Genomic DNA, 19062 nt, shown 5'->3' on the forward strand with positions numbered 1-19062 from the left:
GAAAGGTGCCTTGGCCCTTTCCCCCTACCGAATAATCCCCCCACCCAGACAAACCTCCCCGTCATACAACACGGCGGACTGTCCAGGCGTCACTGCCCACTGCGCCTCGGCAAATGACAGCCGCAGTGCATCGTCTTCGGCCTTGATGACCGTGCAGGGGGCGTCGCTCTGCCGATACCGCGTCTTGGCGGCCATCGTTGCGCCGGCGAGCGGGGGTTCGCCGGCTACCCACGACAGGTCGGCTGCGTCGAGTTCGGGTTTCAGCAGCCACGGGTGGTCGTGGCCTTGCACCACGTAGAGCGTGTTCGACGCCATGTCCTTGCGGGCCACGTACCACGCGTCGCCGCTGCCGTCCTTGCTGCCGCCCAGGCCGATGCCCTTGCGCTGGCCCAGGGTATAGAACGCCAGGCCGATGTGTTCGCCAACGACCTTGCCTTCGTCGGTCACCATCGGGCCGGGCTTGGTCGGCAAGTAGCGATTCAGGAAGTCACGGAACGGGCGTTCGCCAATAAAGCAGATACCGGTGGAGTCCTTCTTCTTCGCGTTGGGCAGGCCGATTTCGGCGGCGATTTCGCGCACGCGGGTCTTCGGCATTTCGCCCAGCGGGAACATCGTGCGCGATAGCTGTGCCTGGTTCAGCCGGTGCAGGAAGTAGCTTTGGTCCTTGGTGTGGTCGAATGCCTTGAGCAATTCGAACTTGCCGTTGGATGCCTGGCGCACGCGCGCATAGTGGCCCGTCGCAATCAGTTCGGCGCCCAGCGACATCGCGTGGTCCAGGAAGGCCTTGAACTTGATTTCGGCGTTGCAGAGCACATCCGGGTTCGGCGTACGGCCGGCCGAATATTCGCGCAGGAAGTCGGCGAACACGCGGTCCTTGTATTCGGCGGCGAAGTTGACGGCTTCCACGTCCACGCCAATGACGTCGGCCACGGATGCCACGTCGAGCCAGTCCTGGCGCGTGGAGCAATACTCGCTGTCGTCATCGTCTTCCCAGTTCTTCATGAACAGGCCGATGACCTCGTATCCCTGCTGCTTGAGCAGCCATGCCGTGACCGACGAATCCACGCCGCCCGACATGCCCACCACCACTCGCTTGCCGCTCACAGTGCTGCCCCCGGTGACTGCCCCGTCGCTGCGGCCACGGCCACGTCGGTAGCGCTGGCGATGGCGGTGGGATGGGTGTGCAGCAGGTCCAGCGCAAAGCGCTTGCCGGCCAGGTAGTCGTCGACGCAGGCCATTACCAGCGGCGAGCGATGGCGGTCGGCGCAGGCACGCAGTTCCTCGGCGGTCATCCAGACGGTGCGGACGATGCCGGTGTCCAGCTGGCGGCCGGCGTCGAGCGAGCCCAGGTCGCCCGTGAACCCGAAGCGGATGTAGGTGGTATCGCCACCGTCGCGCGACGAGCGGCCGCGGCTCATGTAGCAGCCAAGCAGCGCGCGCGGTTCGAACGTGTGGGCGGTTTCTTCGAGCGTTTCGCGGACAACGGCGCGGATCAGGCTCTCGCCAGGCTCCAGGTGGCCCGCGGGCTGGTTCAGGCGCAGGCCATCGGCCGTTTCCTCTTCCACCAGCAGAAAGCGGCCGCCGCGTTCAATGACGGCGGCAACGGTGACGCTGGCAATCCATTCACGTGACATGATGCACATTTTTTAAGCAATCCGGCATTTTACCGGTTGCCGTTGGAACGTGCATTGCGCGCGGAGTTTCAGGCGGCCTCGGCCGTGAGCATCGGGGGCAGCAAGGCGATGGCCGCGTCGATGCGGGCCACAAGTGACTTCGACGCCGGTGTCAGCGGGCGGCGCACTTCTGCCGTGGTCATGCCGGCCAGCGCCAGCGCGGCCTTCACGGGGGCGGGATTGGGCTCGGCGAACATCAGCCCTACCAGCGGCGACAGCTGCCGGAACAGTGCCCGGGCGGCCTCGTCGCGGCCGGTGCGCGCCAGATGCAGCAGCCGCAGGAACAGGTCGGGCCGCACGTGTGCCGCAGCCGGCACGATGCCCTGGCCGCCGCGCAGCAGGTGGTCGAGCATCGACGCATCGTCGCCGCAATACACGCCGATCAGGTCCTGCATGGCAAGCGTGCGCATGCCGGCGGAGTCGCATTCCTTGACGGCCACGATCTGCGGATGGGCGGCCAGGCGCCACGCCAGTTCCGGGGAAATCGTGCAGCCGGTGCGCCGGGGCACGTTGTAGAGCATCAGCGGCTTGCCGGTCTGGGCCGCCACGCTGCGCATATGCCAGGCGATGCCTTCGTCCGATACGCGCAGGTAATACGGCGGGGGCACCAGGTAGCCGGCCAGTGGCAGGCGGTCGAGCCGGCGCACCTGCTCGCATACGGCGTGGGTAGCTACGCCGCCCACACCTGCCATCACTGGCACCGTGCCGTCGACAGCTTCGAGCACGCCCGCCGTCAGCATGAATCGTTCGGCATCGGTCAGCAGGCCGCCTTCGCCTGTCGTGCCCAGCACGATCAGGCCATCGACACCGGCTGCCGCGTAGTGCGACGCCAGGCGCTGCGCTGCATCCAGATCCACCTGGTCATTGCGCAACGGCGTGACCATCGGCAGCCAGAGGCCATCGGCAATCGCGCCGCGCTGCGGGTCAATGCGTGCCATGGTCGTCTCCGAGCACCGTGGCCACGCCGAATTCGGCTGCGGGCAAGGCCGCCATGATGGCGTGCATGGCGGCGTCGCGGTCACCGCGTTCCACCTCCACGTGCAGCGTGGTCTCGCCGTTGCGATGGTCCACTTCCACCACGTAGATGCGCGCCATGTTGCCAATCGCGCGATGCAGTGTCTGGCGCAGCGCGAATACCTGTGACGACGAGACGGCCAGCCGCAGGCGAATCCATGGATCCTGGGCAATGACACGGCGTCGCGGAACCGATGCAAAGGCCATGGCGAGACTCGATGACTGTCGCATGAAGCGAGGATCCGCGCGGGGCGGATCGTCTGTTGAACATGGCTCCATGCTAGGGAGAGCGGCCTCAATTTGATGCAGCGTTTGGCCGGCCCGCCATTAAGAACGCGTAAAGACGCAGGCGCTCTGGCGGGCCTGGGGCGCTCAGAATGTCTTCGTGATCGACGCGAAAGCCGTGGCCTTGCCCAGATAGCGCCCGCGCGTGTTCGTGTAGGCGGCCTTGCTGGCGTTCGTGTCGATATAGGCGACGGCCAGCGCGAAGCCGTTGCCCAGGTCCTTCGTCAGTCCGATCTTCCAGTCGCTGTACGACGCATCGCTGAAATGCTGCACGCCCTGGTAGCCGACATGCGCGTTCAGCGTGAGTCCCCACACATTCAGCGGCAGGTTGGCCGTCAGGTCGACGTAGTAGCTGTTCTTGCTGTCGGCAAACCCGAACAGGTTGGTCACGGCGTGCGAGTACTTCAGGAAGACCGGCCCCCACCCGATGCCGGCATACAGCTCGGTGGTGTAGGGGCGCGTAGCCGTGTAGCCGCCCGGATAGTAGTACTCGAGCACGCCCAGGTCGTAGTTGAATTCCTGGTCGGCCAGCTTGAACGTGTTCTTGAAGCCGCCATAGAAATCCATCTCGACGGGCGCGGACACAGACGCGTCGGCATCGCCAAGCCAGCTGATACTCGAGTTCCAGTTGCCGACGTAGAAGCCGCTCTCGTGGGCATAGTCGAAGCCCCCCTGGATGGCCGGGCGCCGGTCGGTCTGGCTGATGCCGCGGTAGCGGTAATCGGATACCACGGACACGTTGGCCGTGAACGTATGCGGCGATGCCGGCTGGGCATTGTCGGGGGAAGCCTGTTGCGCGAATGCACTGGAAAACGGGGCGGCAAGCAGGATGGCGGCGGCCAGCGTGGCCGGCGCCGAGGTCATCAGGCGGGTTGCAATCATCGATGAAAAAACGTGGGCGTAGTGGGAGAAACGCCTCGAAAGAGACGTGAACGCCACGATACGCAGCCGCGCATCAAATCGGCATCAAGAATGCAGGTGACGCCGATGTCATTTCATCAATAGCAAATATTCAAGGTAATACGATGTGCATCAAACAGGCCATTTCATGAGCGGAAAAAATGAGTCTCTGTAAAAGCACATATACCCGACCGGTGAGTCACCACCGAACGTAAGTTTCGGGTAAGCTGCGCAAAAATTGACGCATCTTTTGCAATGCATCAACGGGCGAGGACGTTGACCCGACCAGATTACGAACGACGCCAGACAGGAGAAATTGACGATGCATATCGGTATCCCGCTTGAGACGCGGGCAGGTGAGACTCGTGTCGCCGCCACCCCGGAGACCGTCAAGAAGTACGTAGCGCAAGGCCATCAGGTGACGGTGCAAGCCGGCGCCGGAGTACGTGCCAGCATTCCCGATGCCGCGTTCGAGGCGGCCGGCGCCCGCGTAGGCTCCGCAGCCGATGCGCTGGGCGCCGAACTCGTGCTCAAGGTGCGTGCACCCGACGATGCCGAGCGCGGGCAGATGAAGCCCGGCTCGGTACTGGTCGGCATGCTCAATCCGTTCGACGTCGAGAACAACGCCCGCATGGCTACCTCTGCCGTCACGGCGTTCGCGCTCGAAGCCGCACCGCGCACCACGCGCGCGCAGAGCATGGACGTACTGTCGTCTCAAGCCAACATTGCCGGCTACAAGGCCGTGCTGGTGGCCGCGCACCACTACCAGCGCTTCATGCCCATGCTGATGACCGCCGCCGGCACCGTCAAGGCCGCCCGCGTGCTGATCCTCGGCGCCGGCGTGGCGGGCCTGCAAGCCATCGCCACCGCCAAGCGCCTGGGCGCCGTGATCGAAGCCTCCGACGTGCGCCCCGCCGTGAAGGAACAGATCGAATCGCTGGGCGCCAAGTTCCTGGACGTGCCGTTCGTGACCGACGAGGAGCGCGAGATCGCGCAGGGCGTGGGCGGCTATGCGCGCCCGATGCCTGCCGACTGGATGCGCCGTCAGGCCGAACTGGTGCACCAGCGCGCCACGCAGGCCGACATCATCATCACCACGGCCCTGATCCCCGGCCGCCGCGCCCCGGTGCTGCTGGCCGAGGACACCGTCAAGCAGATGAAGCCCGGTTCCGTGGTGGTCGACCTGGCTGCCGCGCAAGGCGGCAACTGCCCGCTGACCGTGGCCGACGAAGTGGTGGAACGCCACGGCGTGGTCCTGATCGGCCATACCAACCTGGCCAGCATGGTGGCGGCCGACGCGTCCGCGCTCTACGCGCGCAACGTGCTCGACTTCCTCAAGCTGATCGTCGACAAGGACGGCCGCTACACGCTGAACCTGGAAGACGACATCGTTGCCGCCTGCCTGATGTGCAAGGACGGCCAGGTAGTCAGGCAACAGGCCGCCTGACATTCCCGTCTGATGATGCCGCGGCGCGCAACGAGCCCTGCGCCACGGCCCGCCGCGTCCCCGGCAAGTTTGATCCTGCAGTTTCAGCCCGCCTGCGCGGACGCGACGCTCGGCAGTATTCAAAAGCAACGGAGGAGAAGTCGATGGAGATGGTGAACCACACGGTGATCAACCTGATCATCTTCGTGCTGGCAATTTACGTGGGTTACCACGTGGTGTGGACGGTCACGCCCGCGCTGCACACCCCGCTGATGGCCGTGACCAATGCAATCTCGGCCATCATCATCGTCGGTGCCATGCTGGCAGCCGGCCTGACCGAAGGCGGCGTGGGCCGCGTGATGGGCACGCTGGCCGTGGCACTGGCCGCGGTGAACGTGTTCGGTGGCTTCCTGGTGACCCAGCGCATGCTGGAGATGTTCAAGAAGAAGGAACCCCGCGCCAAGGCCGGTGCCGAAGCCGCCAAGGGAGGTGCGTGATGGAAGGCATCAGCATGAACCTTGTGACGCTGCTGTACCTGGTGGCGTCGGTCTGCTTCATCCAGGCCCTGAAGGGGCTGTCGCATCCGGCATCGGCCCGCAAGGGCAATGCGTTCGGCATGATCGGCATGGCAATTGCCGTGGTGACCACGCTGGTGCTGATCGTCAAGCTCAAGAACGAGTTCCTGGCAGTGGGCGCTGCACAATCGTCGGTGGGCACCGGCCTGGCGCTGATCTTCGGCGCGCTGGTGGTGGGCGGCGGTATTGGCGCCTACGTGGCACGCAAGGTCGAGATGACCAAGATGCCCGAGCTGGTGGCCGCGATGCACTCGCTGATCGGTCTCGCTGCGGTGTTCATCGCCGTGGCCGCCGTGGCGGAGCCCGCCGCGTTCGGCATCACGCCGGCCGGCACGCACCTGATTCCGCTGGGCAACCGTATCGAACTGTTCATCGGCTGCTTTGTGGGTGCAATCACGTTCTCGGGCTCGGTCATCGCGTTCGGCAAGCTGTCGGGCCGCTACAAGTTCCGCCTGTTCCAGGGCGCGCCGGTGGTGTTCCCCGGCCAGCACTGGCTGAACCTGCTGCTGGCCATCGCCATGATCGGCTTCGGCGTGATCTTCTTCATGTCGCAGTCGTGGCTGCCGTTCCTGATCATGCTGGCGATCGCCTTCGTGCTGGGCGTACTGATCATCATTCCGATCGGTGGCGCCGACATGCCCGTGGTGGTGTCGATGCTGAACTCGTACTCGGGCTGGGCGGCGGCGGGCATCGGCTTTTCGCTGAACAATCCGATGCTGATCATCGCCGGTTCGCTGGTGGGCTCGTCCGGTGCCATCCTCTCGTACATCATGTGCCGCGCGATGAACCGCTCGTTCTTCAACGTGATCCTGGGCGGCTTCGGTGCCGAGGCATCGTCGGCCGGCCCGGCTGGCGCGCAGGCGCAGCGCAACGTGAAGTCCGGCTCGGCCGACGACGCCGCGTTCGTGATGAGCAACGCCGAAACCGTGATCATCGTGCCGGGCTACGGCCTTGCGGTGGCCCGTGCGCAGCATGCACTTAAAGAATTGACCGAGAAGCTGACCGAGCACGGTGTGACGGTGAAGTACGCCATCCACCCCGTGGCGGGCCGCATGCCGGGCCATATGAACGTGCTGCTGGCCGAAGCCGAGGTGCCGTACGACCAGGTCTTCGAGATGGAGGACATCAACAGCGAATTCGGCCAGGCCGACGTGGTGCTGGTGCTGGGCGCCAACGACGTGGTCAACCCGTCTGCCAAGACGGACCCGAAATCGCCGATCGCCGGCATGCCGATCCTGGAAGCCTACAAGGCCAAGACCATCATCGTGAACAAGCGCTCGATGGCCGCCGGCTACGCGGGCCTGGACAACGAGCTGTTCTACATGGACAAGACCATGATGGTGTTCGGCGACGCCAAGAAGGTGGTTGAGGACATGTTCAAGGCCGTGGAATAAGCTGCCGTTAATGTCCGGTAGTGGCCGTCAGGCCCGCAGTTCTGCCGAGTGAATAAAGCAACGCGCAGACCTGTAATCAATAAAATCGAAGTAGTGCGGCCAGCAACCAACGCTGGCCGTTTCCTTTTGCGTGGTCTGGTTGCGCATGCAGATGCAGGCGCTATACTGGCTTGCCCCGTTCTTTTTCCCCCTTGCGGCCGGCGGCCAGATTTGATCGCACCATGACATTCCCCGCGCACGACCGGAACCTGTCGGTTTTCCATCACCCCGTACTGACGGTACTGGTGGACGATAGCAAGTCGTTTATCGACAGCCTGGCTTTCCAGATGGATGCATCGCGCGCGGTGGTCAGCTTCACTGATCCGCGCGACGCGCTGACATGGATTCGCGAAGCGTATGCCACGCGCCATCCGGCATTCCTGCCGGTGCGTGTCACGCACGACGACCTGACCTTCCTGTCCGAACGCCGCACGGTGCAGCTCGATGTCGACCGCATCCATCGGCAGATCCACGACGTGCATCGCTTCCTGCAGCCGGGCGTGGTGGTGGTTGACTACTCCATGCCGCAAATGGACGGGCTCGAATTCTGCCAGGCGCTGGAAGACCTGCCGTGCAAGACCATTCTGCTGACCGGCACCGCCGATGAGAGCATCGCCGTGCAGGGCTTCAATCACGGGCTGATCGACCGTTACGTGAAGAAGCACGATCCGAACATGGTCGCGCGCCTGAACGACGAAATCGATGCGCTGCAGCAGCAGTACTTTGCGTCGATCTCCCGCACGCTGCGCGACCTGCTCACGCGCCATTCGTACTCGTTCCTGTCGGACCCGATCATGGCCGACCGTGTACGCCAGACGGCCGCGCGTTATGGCTTCATCGAGTACTACCTGTTTCCGAACCCGGTGGGGATGCTGCTGCTGACCGCACAGGGCCATGCCACGCTGATGGTGATCGAAACCCGCGCCGGACTGATGAGCCAGGTGGAATCGGCCGAAGCATACGAGGCGCCGGCGGCGTTGATCGAGGGGCTGCGCGAGGGCCGTATCGTGCCGTTCTTCTGGCCCGGCAACGGCATGTACACGCCGGCCTGCGTGGACTGGGAACAGTACTGCCTGCCCGCAGAGCGCTGCGAGGGCAACGAGGAATATTTCTACGCGCTGTTCGACCTGCCGCGCCACATGCTGCAGGAACCGGTGGTCAGCCTGCAGAGTTTCCTGTCGGAATTCTCGCGCAACGGCACGGCGATGACCGGCCGCAACAAGCTCGCATAAGCTGCGCGCGGCTTGCTCCTTTCCGCCAAAGCGTGCGGAAAAGGAGAAGCCGCTTCCCCTGCATCAATCCTTCTTCGGATCTTCCTTCGGGCCGTCCTTCTGCCCGTCCCGATTGCCGCCACGAACCATGTCGAAGCGGAACAGCCGGCATTCGATATTGCCGTTGTAGAGCGGCGTGCGGCGCGATTCCTTCAGGCGCAACCGCTTGGGGATGGTCAGGTCACCGGTGAACACCCAGGCCTGCCAGCCCGCGAAATTCTGCTTGAGCGTCGTGGCAAAGGCGCTGGCAAACTGGTTGGCGGCCGCCTCTTCCGCTTCGTCCGGCGGGGCGTCCTGCATGGCATCGCGCCGATTGCCGCGCACCGCGATACGCTCGCCGTACGGCGGATTCATCATCATCAGGCCCGGTTCGGCAAACGGCGGCTGCACGAAGCGGGCATCCACCTGTTTCAGCGCCACATCGTCGGGCAGCCCGGCGCGCCGCCAGTTGGCCTGCGCCATGGACAGCATGTCGGTCGAAATATCGGAGCCCGCGATCTGCAGCTCCGCCGTGCGGCTGGCGGCGGATTCGCGCGCGCGTTGCGCATCGGCACGCAATGCCTGCCAAGCCCTGGTGTCCGCGCCCTTGAGCCATTCAAACGCAAACGTGCGGCCCACACCCGGCGCAATACCCAGCGCCACCTGTGCGGCCTCCACCAGGAACGTGCCGCTGCCGCACATCGGATCGAAGAACGGCCGGTTGGTCTGACCGGGCACCCAGCCGGCCAGGCGCAGAATGCCGGCGGCAAGGTTTTCCTTGAGCGGCGCCTCGCCCTTTTCCATGCGCCAGCCGCGCTTGAACAGCGGCTCGCCCGTGGTGTCCAGGTAAAGCGTGCAATCGGTCTCGGTCAGGTGCGCGTAGATGCGGACGTCGGGGCTGACCGTATCGACGCTGGGGCGGGCGCCCAGGCGCTCGCGCATGGCATCGCAGACGCCGTCCTTGACACGCAGCGCCGTGAAATTGAGGCTGCGCAGCTGCGACTTGTGGGCGGTAATGTCCACGCGCAGCGTCTCGTCGGGCGAGAACCATTGCTCCCAGCGCTGCTGGCGCGTCAGCGAATAGATATCGTCCTCGTGGCGGTAGCCGCGCTGTGCCACGCGCAGCAGCACACGGCTGGCAATCCGCGAATGCAGGTTGACCGCATAGGCCGCGGCCATCTCGCCCGAGAACGTCACGCCACCCGGCATTTCGCGATGCACCTCGAACGGCGCCGCAGCCACCACGGCCGGGTACTGCGCAATCTCGCGCAGCTCCTCGGCCAGTGCCGGTTCAAGGCCACGCGGGCAAGGAGCAAAGAAGGCTTGGGTCATGGCGAGTCATTCCTGAAAACAAAAACGTCCGCAACGCGGACGGGTAAGGCGTGGATCCGGTTTGCCGATCAGCCTGCCGCCAGGGCGCGGTCGAGGAAATCGAGCCGGTCCTGGCCCCAGTACGGTTGGCCGTCATGGACGAACCACGGGGCGCCGAACACGTTGGCGGAAATCGCATCCTGCGTGTTCTGCGCATAGGCGGCCTGCACGGCCTGCCCTTCGCTGGCCTTGAGCAGGCTGGTACCGTCGAGGTCGTTCTCGTCGGCAATCTGCGCCAGCGTGGCCGCATCGGCAATATTGCGCTGCTCGGCCCAGACGGCCCGCGTGATGGCGCCGGTCAGCGCCAGCGCCCGGGCCGTGCCGTGCGCCAGCTGGGCTGCGATGATCAGCTTGGCCGCCGCATCGCCCGACACCGGGAAGTACGTCGGATGCAGGTTCAGCGGGATGCCCAGGAACTGGCTCCAGCGCTCCAGTTCGACCAGCCGGTACGCCTGGCGCTGCGGCGGGCGCTGCGCCAGCGGCAGGCCGCCCGACACCGAGAAGACCTTGCCCAGATCGGCCGGCTTCAGCAGCACCTGCGCCTGGTGGCGGTTGGCGATTTCCACAAAGCGGGCATGGCCCAGGTAGACGAACGGCGATTGCGGCGCCAGAAAGTACTCGACCTGCTTGCTCATCACGACCTCATCGAAAACAGTAGGAACCCGACAGCTTAGAACGGCTTTACGACAACCAGAATCACGATCGCCAGCAACACCAGCACCGGCAGCTCGTTGAACCAGCGATAGAACGTGTGCGAGCGGGTATTGGCGCCGCGTTCGAACTTGCGCAGCAGCACGCCGCAGCCGTGGTGGTAGCCGATCAGCACCAGCACCAGCGCCAGCTTGGCATGCATCCAGCCCTGCCCCGCGCCGCGCCCGATGCCATAGCCGAGGTAGAGCCATAGCCCGAATACCACGGCCGGCACCGCCAGCATGGTCATGAAACGGAACAGCTTGCGCGCCATCAGCAGCAGACGGCGCACGCTGGCCGGATCGGTTTCCATCGCCAGGTTGACGAAGATGCGCGGCAGATAGAACAGTCCCGCGAACCACGAGACGACGAACAGTATATGGAAGGCCTTGACCCAGAGCATCTGCGTTCCCGTCTTCCCTTATGTACGCACTTCGCCGTGACCGAACACGACGTATTTGAGCGACGTCAGCCCTTCCAGCCCCACCGGGCCACGGGCGTGCAGCTTGTCGTTCGAGATGCCGATTTCAGCGCCCAGGCCATACTCGAAGCCATCGGCAAAGCGCGTCGACGCATTGATCATCACGCTGGCCGAATCCACCTCGCGGATAAAACGCATGCCGGTGCTGTAGTTCTCGGTCACGATCGAATCGGTGTGGGCCGAGCCGTAGGTGTTGATGTGCGCGATCGCGGCGTCCAGGCCGTCGACGGTCCGGATGGCAAGCACCGGCGCCAGGTATTCCAGGCTCCAGTCTTCTTCGGTGGCGTCCACCAGCCCACTGAAGCCGCCGGCTTCCAGCGTGGCACGCGTATCGGCGCAGACGCGCAGCTCCACGCCCTTTTCCTGGTAGATGCGGCACAGCGGCGGCAGCACGGTGGCGGCAATCTGGCGCGACACCAGCAGCGTTTCCATCGTGTTGCACGGCGCGTAACGCTGCGTCTTGGCGTTGTCGCAGATACGCACGGCCTTTTCCACATCGGCGTCGACGTCGATGTAGACGTGGCAGATGCCGTCCAGGTGCTTGATCATCGGCACGCGGCCTTCCTCGATCAGGCGCGCGATCAGGCTCTTGCCGCCGCGCGGCACGATCACGTCGACGTACTCGGTCATCGTGATCAGGCGGCCCACGGCAGCGCGATCGGTCGTCTCGATGACCTGTACGGCTTCGGCCGGCAGTCCTGCGCCAGCCAGGCCCTCGGCCACCAGCGCGGCCAATGCCGTGTTCGATTCGATCGCTTCCGAGCCCCCGCGCAGGATCGTGGCGTTGCCCGACTTCAGGCACAGCGCCGCGGCGTCGATGGTCACGTTGGGACGCGATTCGTAGATGATGCCGATCACGCCCAGCGGCACACGCATCTGTCCCACCTGGATGCCCGTGGGACGGAACTTCATGTTGCTGATCTCCCCAATCGGGTCGGGCAGCGCGGCAATCTGTTCCAGCCCGGCAGCCATGGTGTCGATGGCCTTGTCCGACAGCGTCAGGCGATCGACAAAGGCGGCATCCTGGCCGTTGGCGCGCGCACGTTCCACGTCGCGGGCGTTGACGGCCTTGAGCTTGCCGGCATCGCGCCGGATGGCCGCGGCAATCGTCAGCAGCGCACGGTTCTTGTCGGCCGTGGAGGCACGCGCCATGGCGCGCGATGCCGCGCGGGCCTGCTGGCCAACGCGGTTCATGTAAGCGTGGAGATCGAACTCGGTCATGATGGTGTCCGGGCCCAGCCCGGTCTACTGTGGGTGCCGCGATGTCGAGTCGCCGGCGCGGCTCGCCGGCAGTATTCTGGTTGGTGCGCTGCCTGGGTCCGGGACGTCAGGCTGGCCGCGCGATCATCAGCGCCAGCTGCAGCAGGCCGTCCCACGGCTCGGCTGGCAGGCTGCCCGCCGCACCACCCACGCCTGGCAGGTCGGCCAGGCCCTTGACCTGGCGGTCCAGCCGCGCGGCCATGGCCAGCGCGGCCTCCAGCTGCGGCATCGACAGCCGTTGCGCGGCCTGTGGCACCAGGCGCTCGCGCGGGCCCCAGACGCGCAGTTCGCGCATCAGAACGCCCGCCGGCTTGCCGGCCGCCAGCCCTTGCCGGACCTTGGATAATACGCGAATTTCCTCGGTCAGCGCCCACAGCACCAGCACCGTGGCCTCGCCCTCGCCGCGCAGCCCTTCGAGCATGCGCGTCAGGCGCGGCACATCGCCGCCGAGCATCGCCTCGGACAGCTTGAATACGTCGTAGCGGGCCACATTCAGCACCGCATCGTGTACCTGGTCGAACGTCAGCACGCCGGCCGGGTACAGCAGTCCGAGTTTCTGGATTTCCTGGTGCGCGGCAAGCAGGTTGCCTTCCACCTTGTCTGCAATGAACTGCAGCGAACGCCGGCCGGGCTCGCCCGGCTCCACGCGCTGCTGCTGCAGGGCCAGGCGTTCGCCCACCCAGGCGGGCAGCCGCGTGCGGTCCACGGCATCCACCTTGATCGATACCCCGGCCGATTCCAGCGCCTGGAACCAGGCCGATTTCGACGTGGCGAAGTCGAGCCGCGGCAGCGTGACCAGCATCACGACGTCGGGCGACGGCTGGGCCGCCACGGCGCGCAACGCCTCGCCGCCGTCCTTGCCGGGCTTGCCCGACGGCACACGCAGTTCCACGATCTTGCGATCACCGAACAGCGACATCGACTGCTGGGCCTCGGTGACCTGGCCCCACTGGAAACCGCGCTCGGCCACCAGCACCTCGCGCTCGGTGTAGCCCGTTTCCCGCGCGGCGCGACGCAGGCGGTCCACCGCCTCGAGCACCAGCAGGTGCTCGTCGCCATGCACCACGTAGAGCGGCGCCAGGCCCCTGGCCTGTGCCTGCTTCAGGTGTGCATCGAGTCCGTCGAGCTTGAGCTGCATCGTATTGCCCTGTGCCTGCGATCCGGTCTGCGCGCAGCCGCGCTCAGATCGCCTTGACCGACGCCAGACGGCGCATCAGCTGCTGCACGATGTCCTTCTGCATGTCGCGGTACAGCTGTTGCTCTTCGTAGTCCTTGGCCAGCGTATTGGCTTCGTTGTACGTCAGGTCGCGGGTCAGGACCAGCGTCGACGGGGCGATCAGTTCCTTGCCCGCAGCATCGCGCAGCCGGAAGCTGAAGCGCTGCGTCAGCCGGTATTCGCGCACCACGCCCTGAGCCGTGATCGACAGGATCGACTTGCCGCGCGTATCGGCCAGCACGTCCAGCAACGCATCCGCTTCCTCGCGCTCCTCCACGACCTTGGTGTCCGAGCCGTTGCGGATATTGCGGCGCAGGTCCGCACCCATCAGCGTACCGGCCGGAATGCCGATGTAGAGCCGCTTGAACGCGAAATCGGCGTTCCCGCGCATGTGAAAGCCGCAGCCGGCCAGCAAGCCGGCCGCCGCCATTGCAGCACCGATGGCGAGAAATCCGCGGCGTCCCATGTCCGGTCGATCCATTGCTTGTGTCTTCCTGGCTATGTGGCTCAGAGCACCACGTTGACGAGCCGGCCCGGCACCACCACGATCTTCTTGGGCGCGGCGCCATTGGCAAACTTCGCCACGATTTCGCTGCCGGCGGCCACGGCCTCGATGGCGGCGCGGTCGGCATCGGCCGACACCGTCAGGCTGCCACGGACCTTGCCGTTGATCTGCAGCACCAGCTCGATTTCCGTGCGGACCAGGGCGCTTTCGTCCACCTGGGGCCAGGCCGCGTCGAGGATGTCGCCGGCTTCGGCCGCGTAACCGAGTTCGGCCCACAGACCGTGCGCGATATGCGGGACTACCGGATACAGCACCCGCAGCAGGATGCTGAAGCCTTCACGGCGCGCGGCCGGCGACGCCGCCTTGGCATCTTCCAGTGCGTTCAGCATCTTCATCGTAGCCGACACGACGGTGTTGTACTGGATCCGCTCGTAGTCGTAGTTGGCCTGCTTGAGCACCGTGTACAGTTCGCGGCGCAGGTCGGCATCGGCAGCCGTGGGCTGCGTGCCCGCGCCGTCACGAATCGCCTGGGCGTTGGCGTAGCCATAGTTCCACACGCGGCGCAGGAAGCGCGACGCGCCGTCCACGCCCGAACCGCTCCACTCGAGCTGCTGCTCGGGCGGCGCGGCGAACATCACGAACAGGCGCGCGGTATCGGCGCCATGCAGGTCGATCAGCGCCTGCGGGTCGATGCCGTTGTTCTTCGACTTCGACATCTTTTCCACGCCGCCGATCACCACGGGCTGGCCGTCGGCCTTCAGCGTGGCGCCCAGCGGACGGCCGCGCTCGTCGGTCTGCACGTCGACCTCGGCCGGGTTGTACCAGGTCTTCTTGCCCGACGCGTCTTCACGGTAGAACGTCTCGTTCAGCACCATGCCCTGCGTGAGCAGGTTCGTGAACGGCTCGTCGAACTTGACCAGGCCCATGTCGCGCATGACCTTGGTCCAGAAACGCGCGTACAACAGGTGCAGGATCGCGTGCTCGATGCCGCCGATGTACTGGTCCATCGGCATCCAGTAGTCGTTGCGGCCATCCACCATCGTGCCGGCATCGGGGCACGTGTAGCGCATGTAGTACCAGCACGAGTCGATGAACGTGTCCATCGTGTCGGTCTCGCGGCGGGCCGGCTTGCCGCACGACGGGCAGGAGCACTCCAGGAAGCGCGGGTCCTTGTTCAGCGGATTGCCGCTGCCATCCGGCACCAGGTCTTCCGGCAGCACCACGGGCAGGTCCTTCTCGGGCACCGGCACCACGCCGCAGCTATCGCAATGGATCAGCGGAATCGGCGTGCCCCAGTAGCGCTGGCGCGAGATGCCCCAGTCGCGCAGGCGCCAGGTCACCTTCTTCTCGCCCAGGCCCTTGGCGGCCAGATCGGCGGAGATCGCGTCGACGGCGGCCTGATAGCCCATGCCATCGTACTTGCCGCTGTTCACGCAGGTGCCATGCTCCTTGTCGCCGTACCATTCCTGCCAGGCGTCGGTCGAATAAGGCTGGCCCTTGACGTCGATGACCTGCCTGATCGGCAGGTTGTACTTCTTCGCAAACGCAAAGTCGCGCTCGTCATGCGACGGCACGCCCATCACGGCACCATCGCCGTAGCTCATCAGCACGTAGTTGCCGACCCACACGTCCACCTGCTCGCCGGTCAGCGGATGCGTGACCTTCAGGCCGGTGGGCATGCCCTTCTTCTCCATGGTCGCCATGTCGGCTTCCATGACCGAACCGTGCTTGCATTCGTCGATGAACGCGGCCAGTTCGGGGTTGTTGGCGGCGGCGTGGGTGGCAAGCGGGTGCTCGGCAGCCACGGCGCAGAACGTGACACCCATGATGGTGTCGGCGCGCGTGGTGAACACGAACAGCTTGCCGTCATTGATCAGCTTGCCATCGGCACCCTGGATCTGGTGCGGGAAGGCAAAGCGCACGCCTTCGCTGCGGCCGATCCAGTTCTGCTGCATGATCTTGACGCGCTCGGGCCAGCCCAGGCCGTCCAGGTCGCTCAGCAGTTCCTGCGCGTAGTCGGTGATGCGCAGGTAGTACATCGGGATTTCGCGCTTTTCGACCACCGCGCCCGAACGCCAGCCACGGCCGTCGATCACCTGCTCGTTTGCCAGCACGGTCTGGTCCACGGGGTCCCAGTTCACGGTGCCGGTCTTGCGGTAGGCGATGCCCTTTTCCAGCATCTTCAGGAACAGCCACTGGTTCCAGCGGTAGTAGTCGGGGCTGCAGGTGGCAACCTCGCGCGACCAGTCGATCGCCAGGCCCATCGACTGCATCTGCTTCTTCATGTAAGCGATGTTGTCGTAGGTCCAGGCGGCCGGCGCCACCTTGTTGTTCAGCGCGGCGTTTTCCGCCGGCATGCCGAACGCATCCCAGCCCATCGGCATCAGCACGTTGCGGCCATTCATGCGCAGGTAGCGCGCCATCACGTCGTTGATGGTGTAGTTGCGCACGTGGCCCATGTGCAGCTTGCCCGACGGATACGGCAGCATCGAGCAGGCGTAGAACTTCTGCTTTTCCTTGCCGTCAGGCCCGACCGCGTGCTCCGATACCTTGTAGGCATCGATCGCTTGCCAGTGCTGCTGGGCGGCTTGTTCAACGGCGGACGGAAGATATTTGTCTTGCATGGTCGGGACGACGGTCAGGGCAACGGTCGCGCGCGGCGACTGGCGCGCCGGACGGCCGGGGGGATCGGATAGGCGAAAGAGACGATTATAACCGTGGCCGACCATGATTCCGGCCCGCCACGGTGGCGCCCAAAGGCGCAAACGGCCCGCCAGGGCGAGCCGCGAAAAACAGCGCGTTACTTCAGGCCCAGCACATCCTGCATGTCGAACAGGCCGCTGGGCTTGTCGGCCAGGAAGCGGGCGGCGCGCACCGCCCCATCGGCATACGACTGGCGGCTCGAAGACTTGTGGCTGATCTCGATCCGCTCGCCGATGCCGGCGAACAGCACGGTGTGATCGCCCACGATGTCGCCGCCACGAATGGTGGCGAAACCGATCGAGTTCGGATCGCGCGGGCCCGTGTGGCCTTCGCGGACGTACACGGCGCAATCGTCGAGGTTGCGACCAAGGGCGCCTGCAATCACTTCGCCCATCGTCAGCGCGGTGCCCGACGGGGCATCGACCTTGTGGCGATGATGCGCCTCGATCACTTCAATGTCATAACCGGTCGACAGCAGCTTGGCCGCCACTTCCAGCAGCTTGAACGTGGCGTTCACGCCCACGCTGAAGTTCGACGCGAATACCACGCCGATCGACTTGGCGGCGTCGGTCAGGGCCTGCTTGCCGGCGGCGTCGAAACCCGTGGTGCCGACCACGATCTTCTTGCCCAGGCGCTTTGCCACGTCAAGGTGGGCCAGCGTGCCTTCGGGGCGCGTGAAGTCGATCAGGCAATCGGCGGCGCCAAGCACGGCCTCGATATCGGACGAGATCTTGATGCCCGTCGCACGGCCCAGGAACATGGCGGCATCCTGGCCCAGCGCGGGCGACGATGCATGCTCCAGTGCGCCCGCGAGCGTGACGCCGTCGGTGTTCAGAACGGTTTCGATCAGCATGCGGCCCATGCGGCCGGAGGCACCTGCGATGGCGATTTTCATGACGTGGCGTTGCGGTGTCGGAAAGACTGGGAAGACTGCAACCCGGCCAGACCGGCCGGGCGCGCGAATGCGATTGGCGGCAACCGGCGGGAGCCGGTTCCGGGTCAGCTGGCCGGTTTGTCCGGGGTGGCGCTCGTGGCCGGTGCCTGGGCGGCCGGTTCGGAGGCGGGAGGCGTCGATTCAGCCGCCGGTGCCGGCGTCGCCTCGGGTGCCGACGCGGCGGCGGCAGCAGGTGCGGAAGCGTCCTTCGGCGCACTGGCGCTGGCCGTCGCCAAACCGATCTTCTGGTTGCGTTGTGCAGCCTTCATGCCGTCAATTTCCGCAATCAGCTCGTATTCCGACGGCAAATCGTCGCCCTGCCACTTGACCAGCTTGTCCTCGTCAAAGAACACCGTGAACTGGCGCGACTGCACCACCGGCGTGCTGCCCCGGCGGAACGAGAAATAGTAGTCCCAGCGATTGCCGTGGAACACGTCCTGCAGCAGCGGCGTGCCCAGCAGGAAGCGTACCTGGTCGCGCGTCATGCCTTCGCGCAGTTGCGAAGCCGCCTCGCGGGACACGAAGTTGCCCTGTACGATGTTGATGCGATATGGCGTGATGGCCTCTGCCACCTTGCGCGACGTGCTGTCGTAGGCCGAGCAGGCGCCAGCCAGCAGCGCGGCGGCCAGCAGGGAAGACACCAGCGCCGGGCGCATGGCGGACGAACGGAATGAACGCATGTATCTCGCTTCCAGACGGGAATGGTTCTGTGCCGGACCCGACGCTCCGCAAAAAGACGGGGCGGCCGGCACGGCCAGGCGCATCGCGGGTACGCCACCTTGCGAGTGGCGGCCGGGCGCCATGGCACCGGGGCGACTTTTGTCGCCAAAACCCTTATGATTCAACTATCCAGACATTGTACTCTAGGGAGTCACGCCCATGCCGAGTCCGGCGGACCTCAAAAATATCGGCCTCAAGGCGACCGTCCCCCGCCTGAAGATCCTTGAAATCTTCCAGACCAGCGAGCAGCGCCATCTGAGCGCGGAAGACGTCTACCGGATCCTGCTCAACGAGCACATGGATATCGGTCTCGCCACGGTCTATCGCGTTCTGACCCAGTTCGAACAGGCGGGCCTGCTGTCCCGCAACAACTTCGAATCGGGCAAGGCGATTTTCGAACTCAATGAAGGCAAGCACCACGATCACCTGGTGTGCCTGGACTGCGGCCGCGTCGAGGAATTCTTCGATGGCGACATCGAGCAGCGCCAGCAAAGCATTGCGCGCGAGCGCGGTTTTGCCCTGCAGGAACATGCGTTGTCGCTGTATGGCAACTGCACCAAGAACGACTGTCCCCACAGACCCAAACGATAAGCCGCGCGGGGCTGGCATGTACCGGCCCCGACCAT

19 protein-coding genes are annotated in these 19062 nt (G+C 65.2%); 5 read left to right on the forward strand and 14 right to left on the reverse strand.

Annotated elements, in window-relative coordinates; genetic code table 11:
- Window positions 1-24 precede the first annotated feature (24 nt).
- The 5 genes from mnmA to ACOABP_RS06165 all read right to left on the reverse strand — a co-directional run bounded on the left by mnmA (window position 25) and on the right by ACOABP_RS06165 (window position 3854).
- Window positions 25-1104: a tRNA 2-thiouridine(34) synthase MnmA gene (gene mnmA, locus ACOABP_RS06145; RefSeq protein WP_474227400.1), complete on the reverse strand. Its 1080-nt coding sequence runs from the start codon at window positions 1102-1104 to the stop codon at window positions 25-27.
- Window positions 1101-1643: an NUDIX hydrolase gene (locus ACOABP_RS06150; RefSeq protein ID WP_474227401.1), complete on the reverse strand. Its 543-nt coding sequence runs from the start codon at window positions 1641-1643 to the stop codon at window positions 1101-1103. The genes mnmA and ACOABP_RS06150 overlap by 4 nt, the downstream gene beginning before the upstream one ends.
- A gap of 59 nt (window positions 1644-1702) precedes the next feature.
- Window positions 1703-2611, reverse strand: a complete 909-nt coding sequence (gene dapA, locus ACOABP_RS06155; protein WP_474227402.1) for a 4-hydroxy-tetrahydrodipicolinate synthase — start codon at window positions 2609-2611, stop codon at window positions 1703-1705.
- Window positions 2598-2918 carry a hypothetical protein gene (locus tag ACOABP_RS06160; RefSeq protein ID WP_066732237.1) on the reverse strand — a complete coding sequence of 107 codons (321 nt, stop codon included), beginning with the start codon at window positions 2916-2918 and terminating at the stop codon, window positions 2598-2600. The genes dapA and ACOABP_RS06160 overlap by 14 nt, the downstream gene beginning before the upstream one ends.
- A 141-nt stretch (window positions 2919-3059) precedes the next feature.
- Window positions 3060-3854 carry a TorF family putative porin gene (locus ACOABP_RS06165; protein WP_474227403.1) on the reverse strand — a complete coding sequence of 265 codons (795 nt, stop codon included), beginning with the start codon at window positions 3852-3854 and terminating at the stop codon, window positions 3060-3062.
- Between the two features lie 340 nt (window positions 3855-4194).
- Between ACOABP_RS06165 and ACOABP_RS06170 the strand changes: the two genes are divergently transcribed.
- From ACOABP_RS06170 to ACOABP_RS06185, 4 genes are all read left to right on the forward strand, one after another.
- Window positions 4195-5319 carry a Re/Si-specific NAD(P)(+) transhydrogenase subunit alpha gene (locus tag ACOABP_RS06170; RefSeq protein WP_474227404.1) on the forward strand — a complete coding sequence of 375 codons (1125 nt, stop codon included), beginning with the start codon at window positions 4195-4197 and terminating at the stop codon, window positions 5317-5319.
- 143 nt (window positions 5320-5462) lie between these two features.
- Window positions 5463-5795 carry an NAD(P) transhydrogenase subunit alpha part 2 gene (locus tag ACOABP_RS06175; RefSeq protein WP_066732243.1) on the forward strand — a complete coding sequence of 111 codons (333 nt, stop codon included), beginning with the start codon at window positions 5463-5465 and terminating at the stop codon, window positions 5793-5795.
- Window positions 5795-7267, forward strand: a complete 1473-nt coding sequence (locus tag ACOABP_RS06180; protein ID WP_066732245.1) for an NAD(P)(+) transhydrogenase (Re/Si-specific) subunit beta — start codon at window positions 5795-5797, stop codon at window positions 7265-7267. The genes ACOABP_RS06175 and ACOABP_RS06180 overlap by 1 nt, the downstream gene beginning before the upstream one ends.
- Window positions 7268-7488: 221 nt before the next feature.
- Complete coding sequence (locus ACOABP_RS06185) at window positions 7489-8538, forward strand: response regulator (RefSeq protein ID WP_066732247.1); 1050 nt, start codon at window positions 7489-7491, stop codon at window positions 8536-8538.
- A 63-nt stretch (window positions 8539-8601) separates the two neighbouring features.
- Here ACOABP_RS06185 and ACOABP_RS06190 read toward each other — a convergent pair whose 3' ends face one another.
- The 9 genes from ACOABP_RS06190 to ACOABP_RS06230 form a co-directional block, all read right to left on the reverse strand.
- Window positions 8602-9888, reverse strand: a complete 1287-nt coding sequence (locus ACOABP_RS06190; RefSeq protein ID WP_474227405.1) for a THUMP domain-containing class I SAM-dependent RNA methyltransferase — start codon at window positions 9886-9888, stop codon at window positions 8602-8604.
- A 68-nt stretch (window positions 9889-9956) separates the two neighbouring features.
- Window positions 9957-10562: a DsbA family protein gene (locus ACOABP_RS06195; protein WP_474227406.1), complete on the reverse strand. Its 606-nt coding sequence runs from the start codon at window positions 10560-10562 to the stop codon at window positions 9957-9959.
- A gap of 35 nt (window positions 10563-10597) precedes the next feature.
- Entirely contained in the window at window positions 10598-11020 is a 423-nt protein-coding gene (locus ACOABP_RS06200; protein ID WP_474227407.1) for a CopD family protein, read from the reverse strand.
- 18 nt (window positions 11021-11038) lie between these two features.
- Window positions 11039-12319 carry a glutamate-5-semialdehyde dehydrogenase gene (locus ACOABP_RS06205; protein WP_474227408.1) on the reverse strand — a complete coding sequence of 427 codons (1281 nt, stop codon included), beginning with the start codon at window positions 12317-12319 and terminating at the stop codon, window positions 11039-11041.
- A 106-nt stretch (window positions 12320-12425) separates the two neighbouring features.
- Window positions 12426-13496, reverse strand: coding sequence for a DNA polymerase III subunit delta (gene holA / locus ACOABP_RS06210; RefSeq protein WP_474227409.1), 1071 nt, complete (start codon window positions 13494-13496; stop codon window positions 12426-12428).
- 43 nt (window positions 13497-13539) lie between these two features.
- Window positions 13540-14055, reverse strand: a complete 516-nt coding sequence (locus ACOABP_RS06215; protein ID WP_474227410.1) for an LPS-assembly lipoprotein LptE — start codon at window positions 14053-14055, stop codon at window positions 13540-13542.
- 26 nt (window positions 14056-14081) lie between these two features.
- Window positions 14082-16703 (reverse strand): leucine--tRNA ligase, encoded by a 2622-nt coding sequence (gene leuS / locus ACOABP_RS06220; protein WP_474227411.1) that lies wholly within the window; start codon window positions 16701-16703, stop codon window positions 14082-14084.
- A gap of 176 nt (window positions 16704-16879) precedes the next feature.
- Window positions 16880-17677, reverse strand: a complete 798-nt coding sequence (dapB, locus tag ACOABP_RS06225) for a 4-hydroxy-tetrahydrodipicolinate reductase (protein ID WP_474227412.1) — start codon at window positions 17675-17677, stop codon at window positions 16880-16882.
- A 104-nt stretch (window positions 17678-17781) separates the two neighbouring features.
- Window positions 17782-18396: an outer membrane protein assembly factor BamE gene (locus ACOABP_RS06230; protein WP_474227413.1), complete on the reverse strand. Its 615-nt coding sequence runs from the start codon at window positions 18394-18396 to the stop codon at window positions 17782-17784.
- Window positions 18397-18595: 199 nt separating this feature from the next.
- On the opposite strand from ACOABP_RS06230, the gene fur reads away from it, so the two are divergent.
- Window positions 18596-19027 carry a ferric iron uptake transcriptional regulator gene (gene fur, locus ACOABP_RS06235; protein ID WP_066732268.1) on the forward strand — a complete coding sequence of 144 codons (432 nt, stop codon included), beginning with the start codon at window positions 18596-18598 and terminating at the stop codon, window positions 19025-19027.
- The last annotated feature ends 35 nt before the right edge of the window (window positions 19028-19062 follow it).

Source organism: Cupriavidus sp. HE11, from assembly GCF_056097175.1.

Excerpts from the sequence above, each read along its gene's own strand:
- ACOABP_RS06150 (WP_474227401.1), bottom strand. The coding sequence starts at position 1,643 with ATGTGCATCATGTCACGTGAATGGATTGCCAGCGTCACCGTTGCCGCC.
- dapA (WP_474227402.1), bottom strand. The coding sequence starts at position 2,611 with ATGGCACGCATTGACCCGCAGCGCGGCGCGATTGCCGATGGCCTCTGG.
- ACOABP_RS06160 (WP_066732237.1), bottom strand. The coding sequence starts at position 2,918 with ATGCGACAGTCATCGAGTCTCGCCATGGCCTTTGCATCGGTTCCGCGA.
- ACOABP_RS06165 (WP_474227403.1), bottom strand. The coding sequence starts at position 3,854 with ATGATTGCAACCCGCCTGATGACCTCGGCGCCGGCCACGCTGGCCGCC.
- ACOABP_RS06170 (WP_474227404.1), top strand. The coding sequence starts at position 4,195 with ATGCATATCGGTATCCCGCTTGAGACGCGGGCAGGTGAGACTCGTGTC.
- ACOABP_RS06175 (WP_066732243.1), top strand. The coding sequence starts at position 5,463 with ATGGAGATGGTGAACCACACGGTGATCAACCTGATCATCTTCGTGCTG.
- ACOABP_RS06180 (WP_066732245.1), top strand. The coding sequence starts at position 5,795 with ATGGAAGGCATCAGCATGAACCTTGTGACGCTGCTGTACCTGGTGGCG.
- ACOABP_RS06185 (WP_066732247.1), top strand. The coding sequence starts at position 7,489 with ATGACATTCCCCGCGCACGACCGGAACCTGTCGGTTTTCCATCACCCC.
- ACOABP_RS06190 (WP_474227405.1), bottom strand. The coding sequence starts at position 9,888 with ATGACCCAAGCCTTCTTTGCTCCTTGCCCGCGTGGCCTTGAACCGGCA.
- ACOABP_RS06195 (WP_474227406.1), bottom strand. The coding sequence starts at position 10,562 with ATGAGCAAGCAGGTCGAGTACTTTCTGGCGCCGCAATCGCCGTTCGTC.
- ACOABP_RS06200 (WP_474227407.1), bottom strand. The coding sequence starts at position 11,020 with ATGCTCTGGGTCAAGGCCTTCCATATACTGTTCGTCGTCTCGTGGTTC.
- ACOABP_RS06205 (WP_474227408.1), bottom strand. The coding sequence starts at position 12,319 with ATGACCGAGTTCGATCTCCACGCTTACATGAACCGCGTTGGCCAGCAG.
- holA (WP_474227409.1), bottom strand. The coding sequence starts at position 13,496 with ATGCAGCTCAAGCTCGACGGACTCGATGCACACCTGAAGCAGGCACAG.
- ACOABP_RS06215 (WP_474227410.1), bottom strand. The coding sequence starts at position 14,055 with ATGGATCGACCGGACATGGGACGCCGCGGATTTCTCGCCATCGGTGCT.
- leuS (WP_474227411.1), bottom strand. The coding sequence starts at position 16,703 with ATGCAAGACAAATATCTTCCGTCCGCCGTTGAACAAGCCGCCCAGCAG.
- dapB (WP_474227412.1), bottom strand. The coding sequence starts at position 17,677 with ATGAAAATCGCCATCGCAGGTGCCTCCGGCCGCATGGGCCGCATGCTG.
- ACOABP_RS06230 (WP_474227413.1), bottom strand. The coding sequence starts at position 18,396 with ATGCGTTCATTCCGTTCGTCCGCCATGCGCCCGGCGCTGGTGTCTTCC.
- fur (WP_066732268.1), top strand. The coding sequence starts at position 18,596 with ATGCCGAGTCCGGCGGACCTCAAAAATATCGGCCTCAAGGCGACCGTC.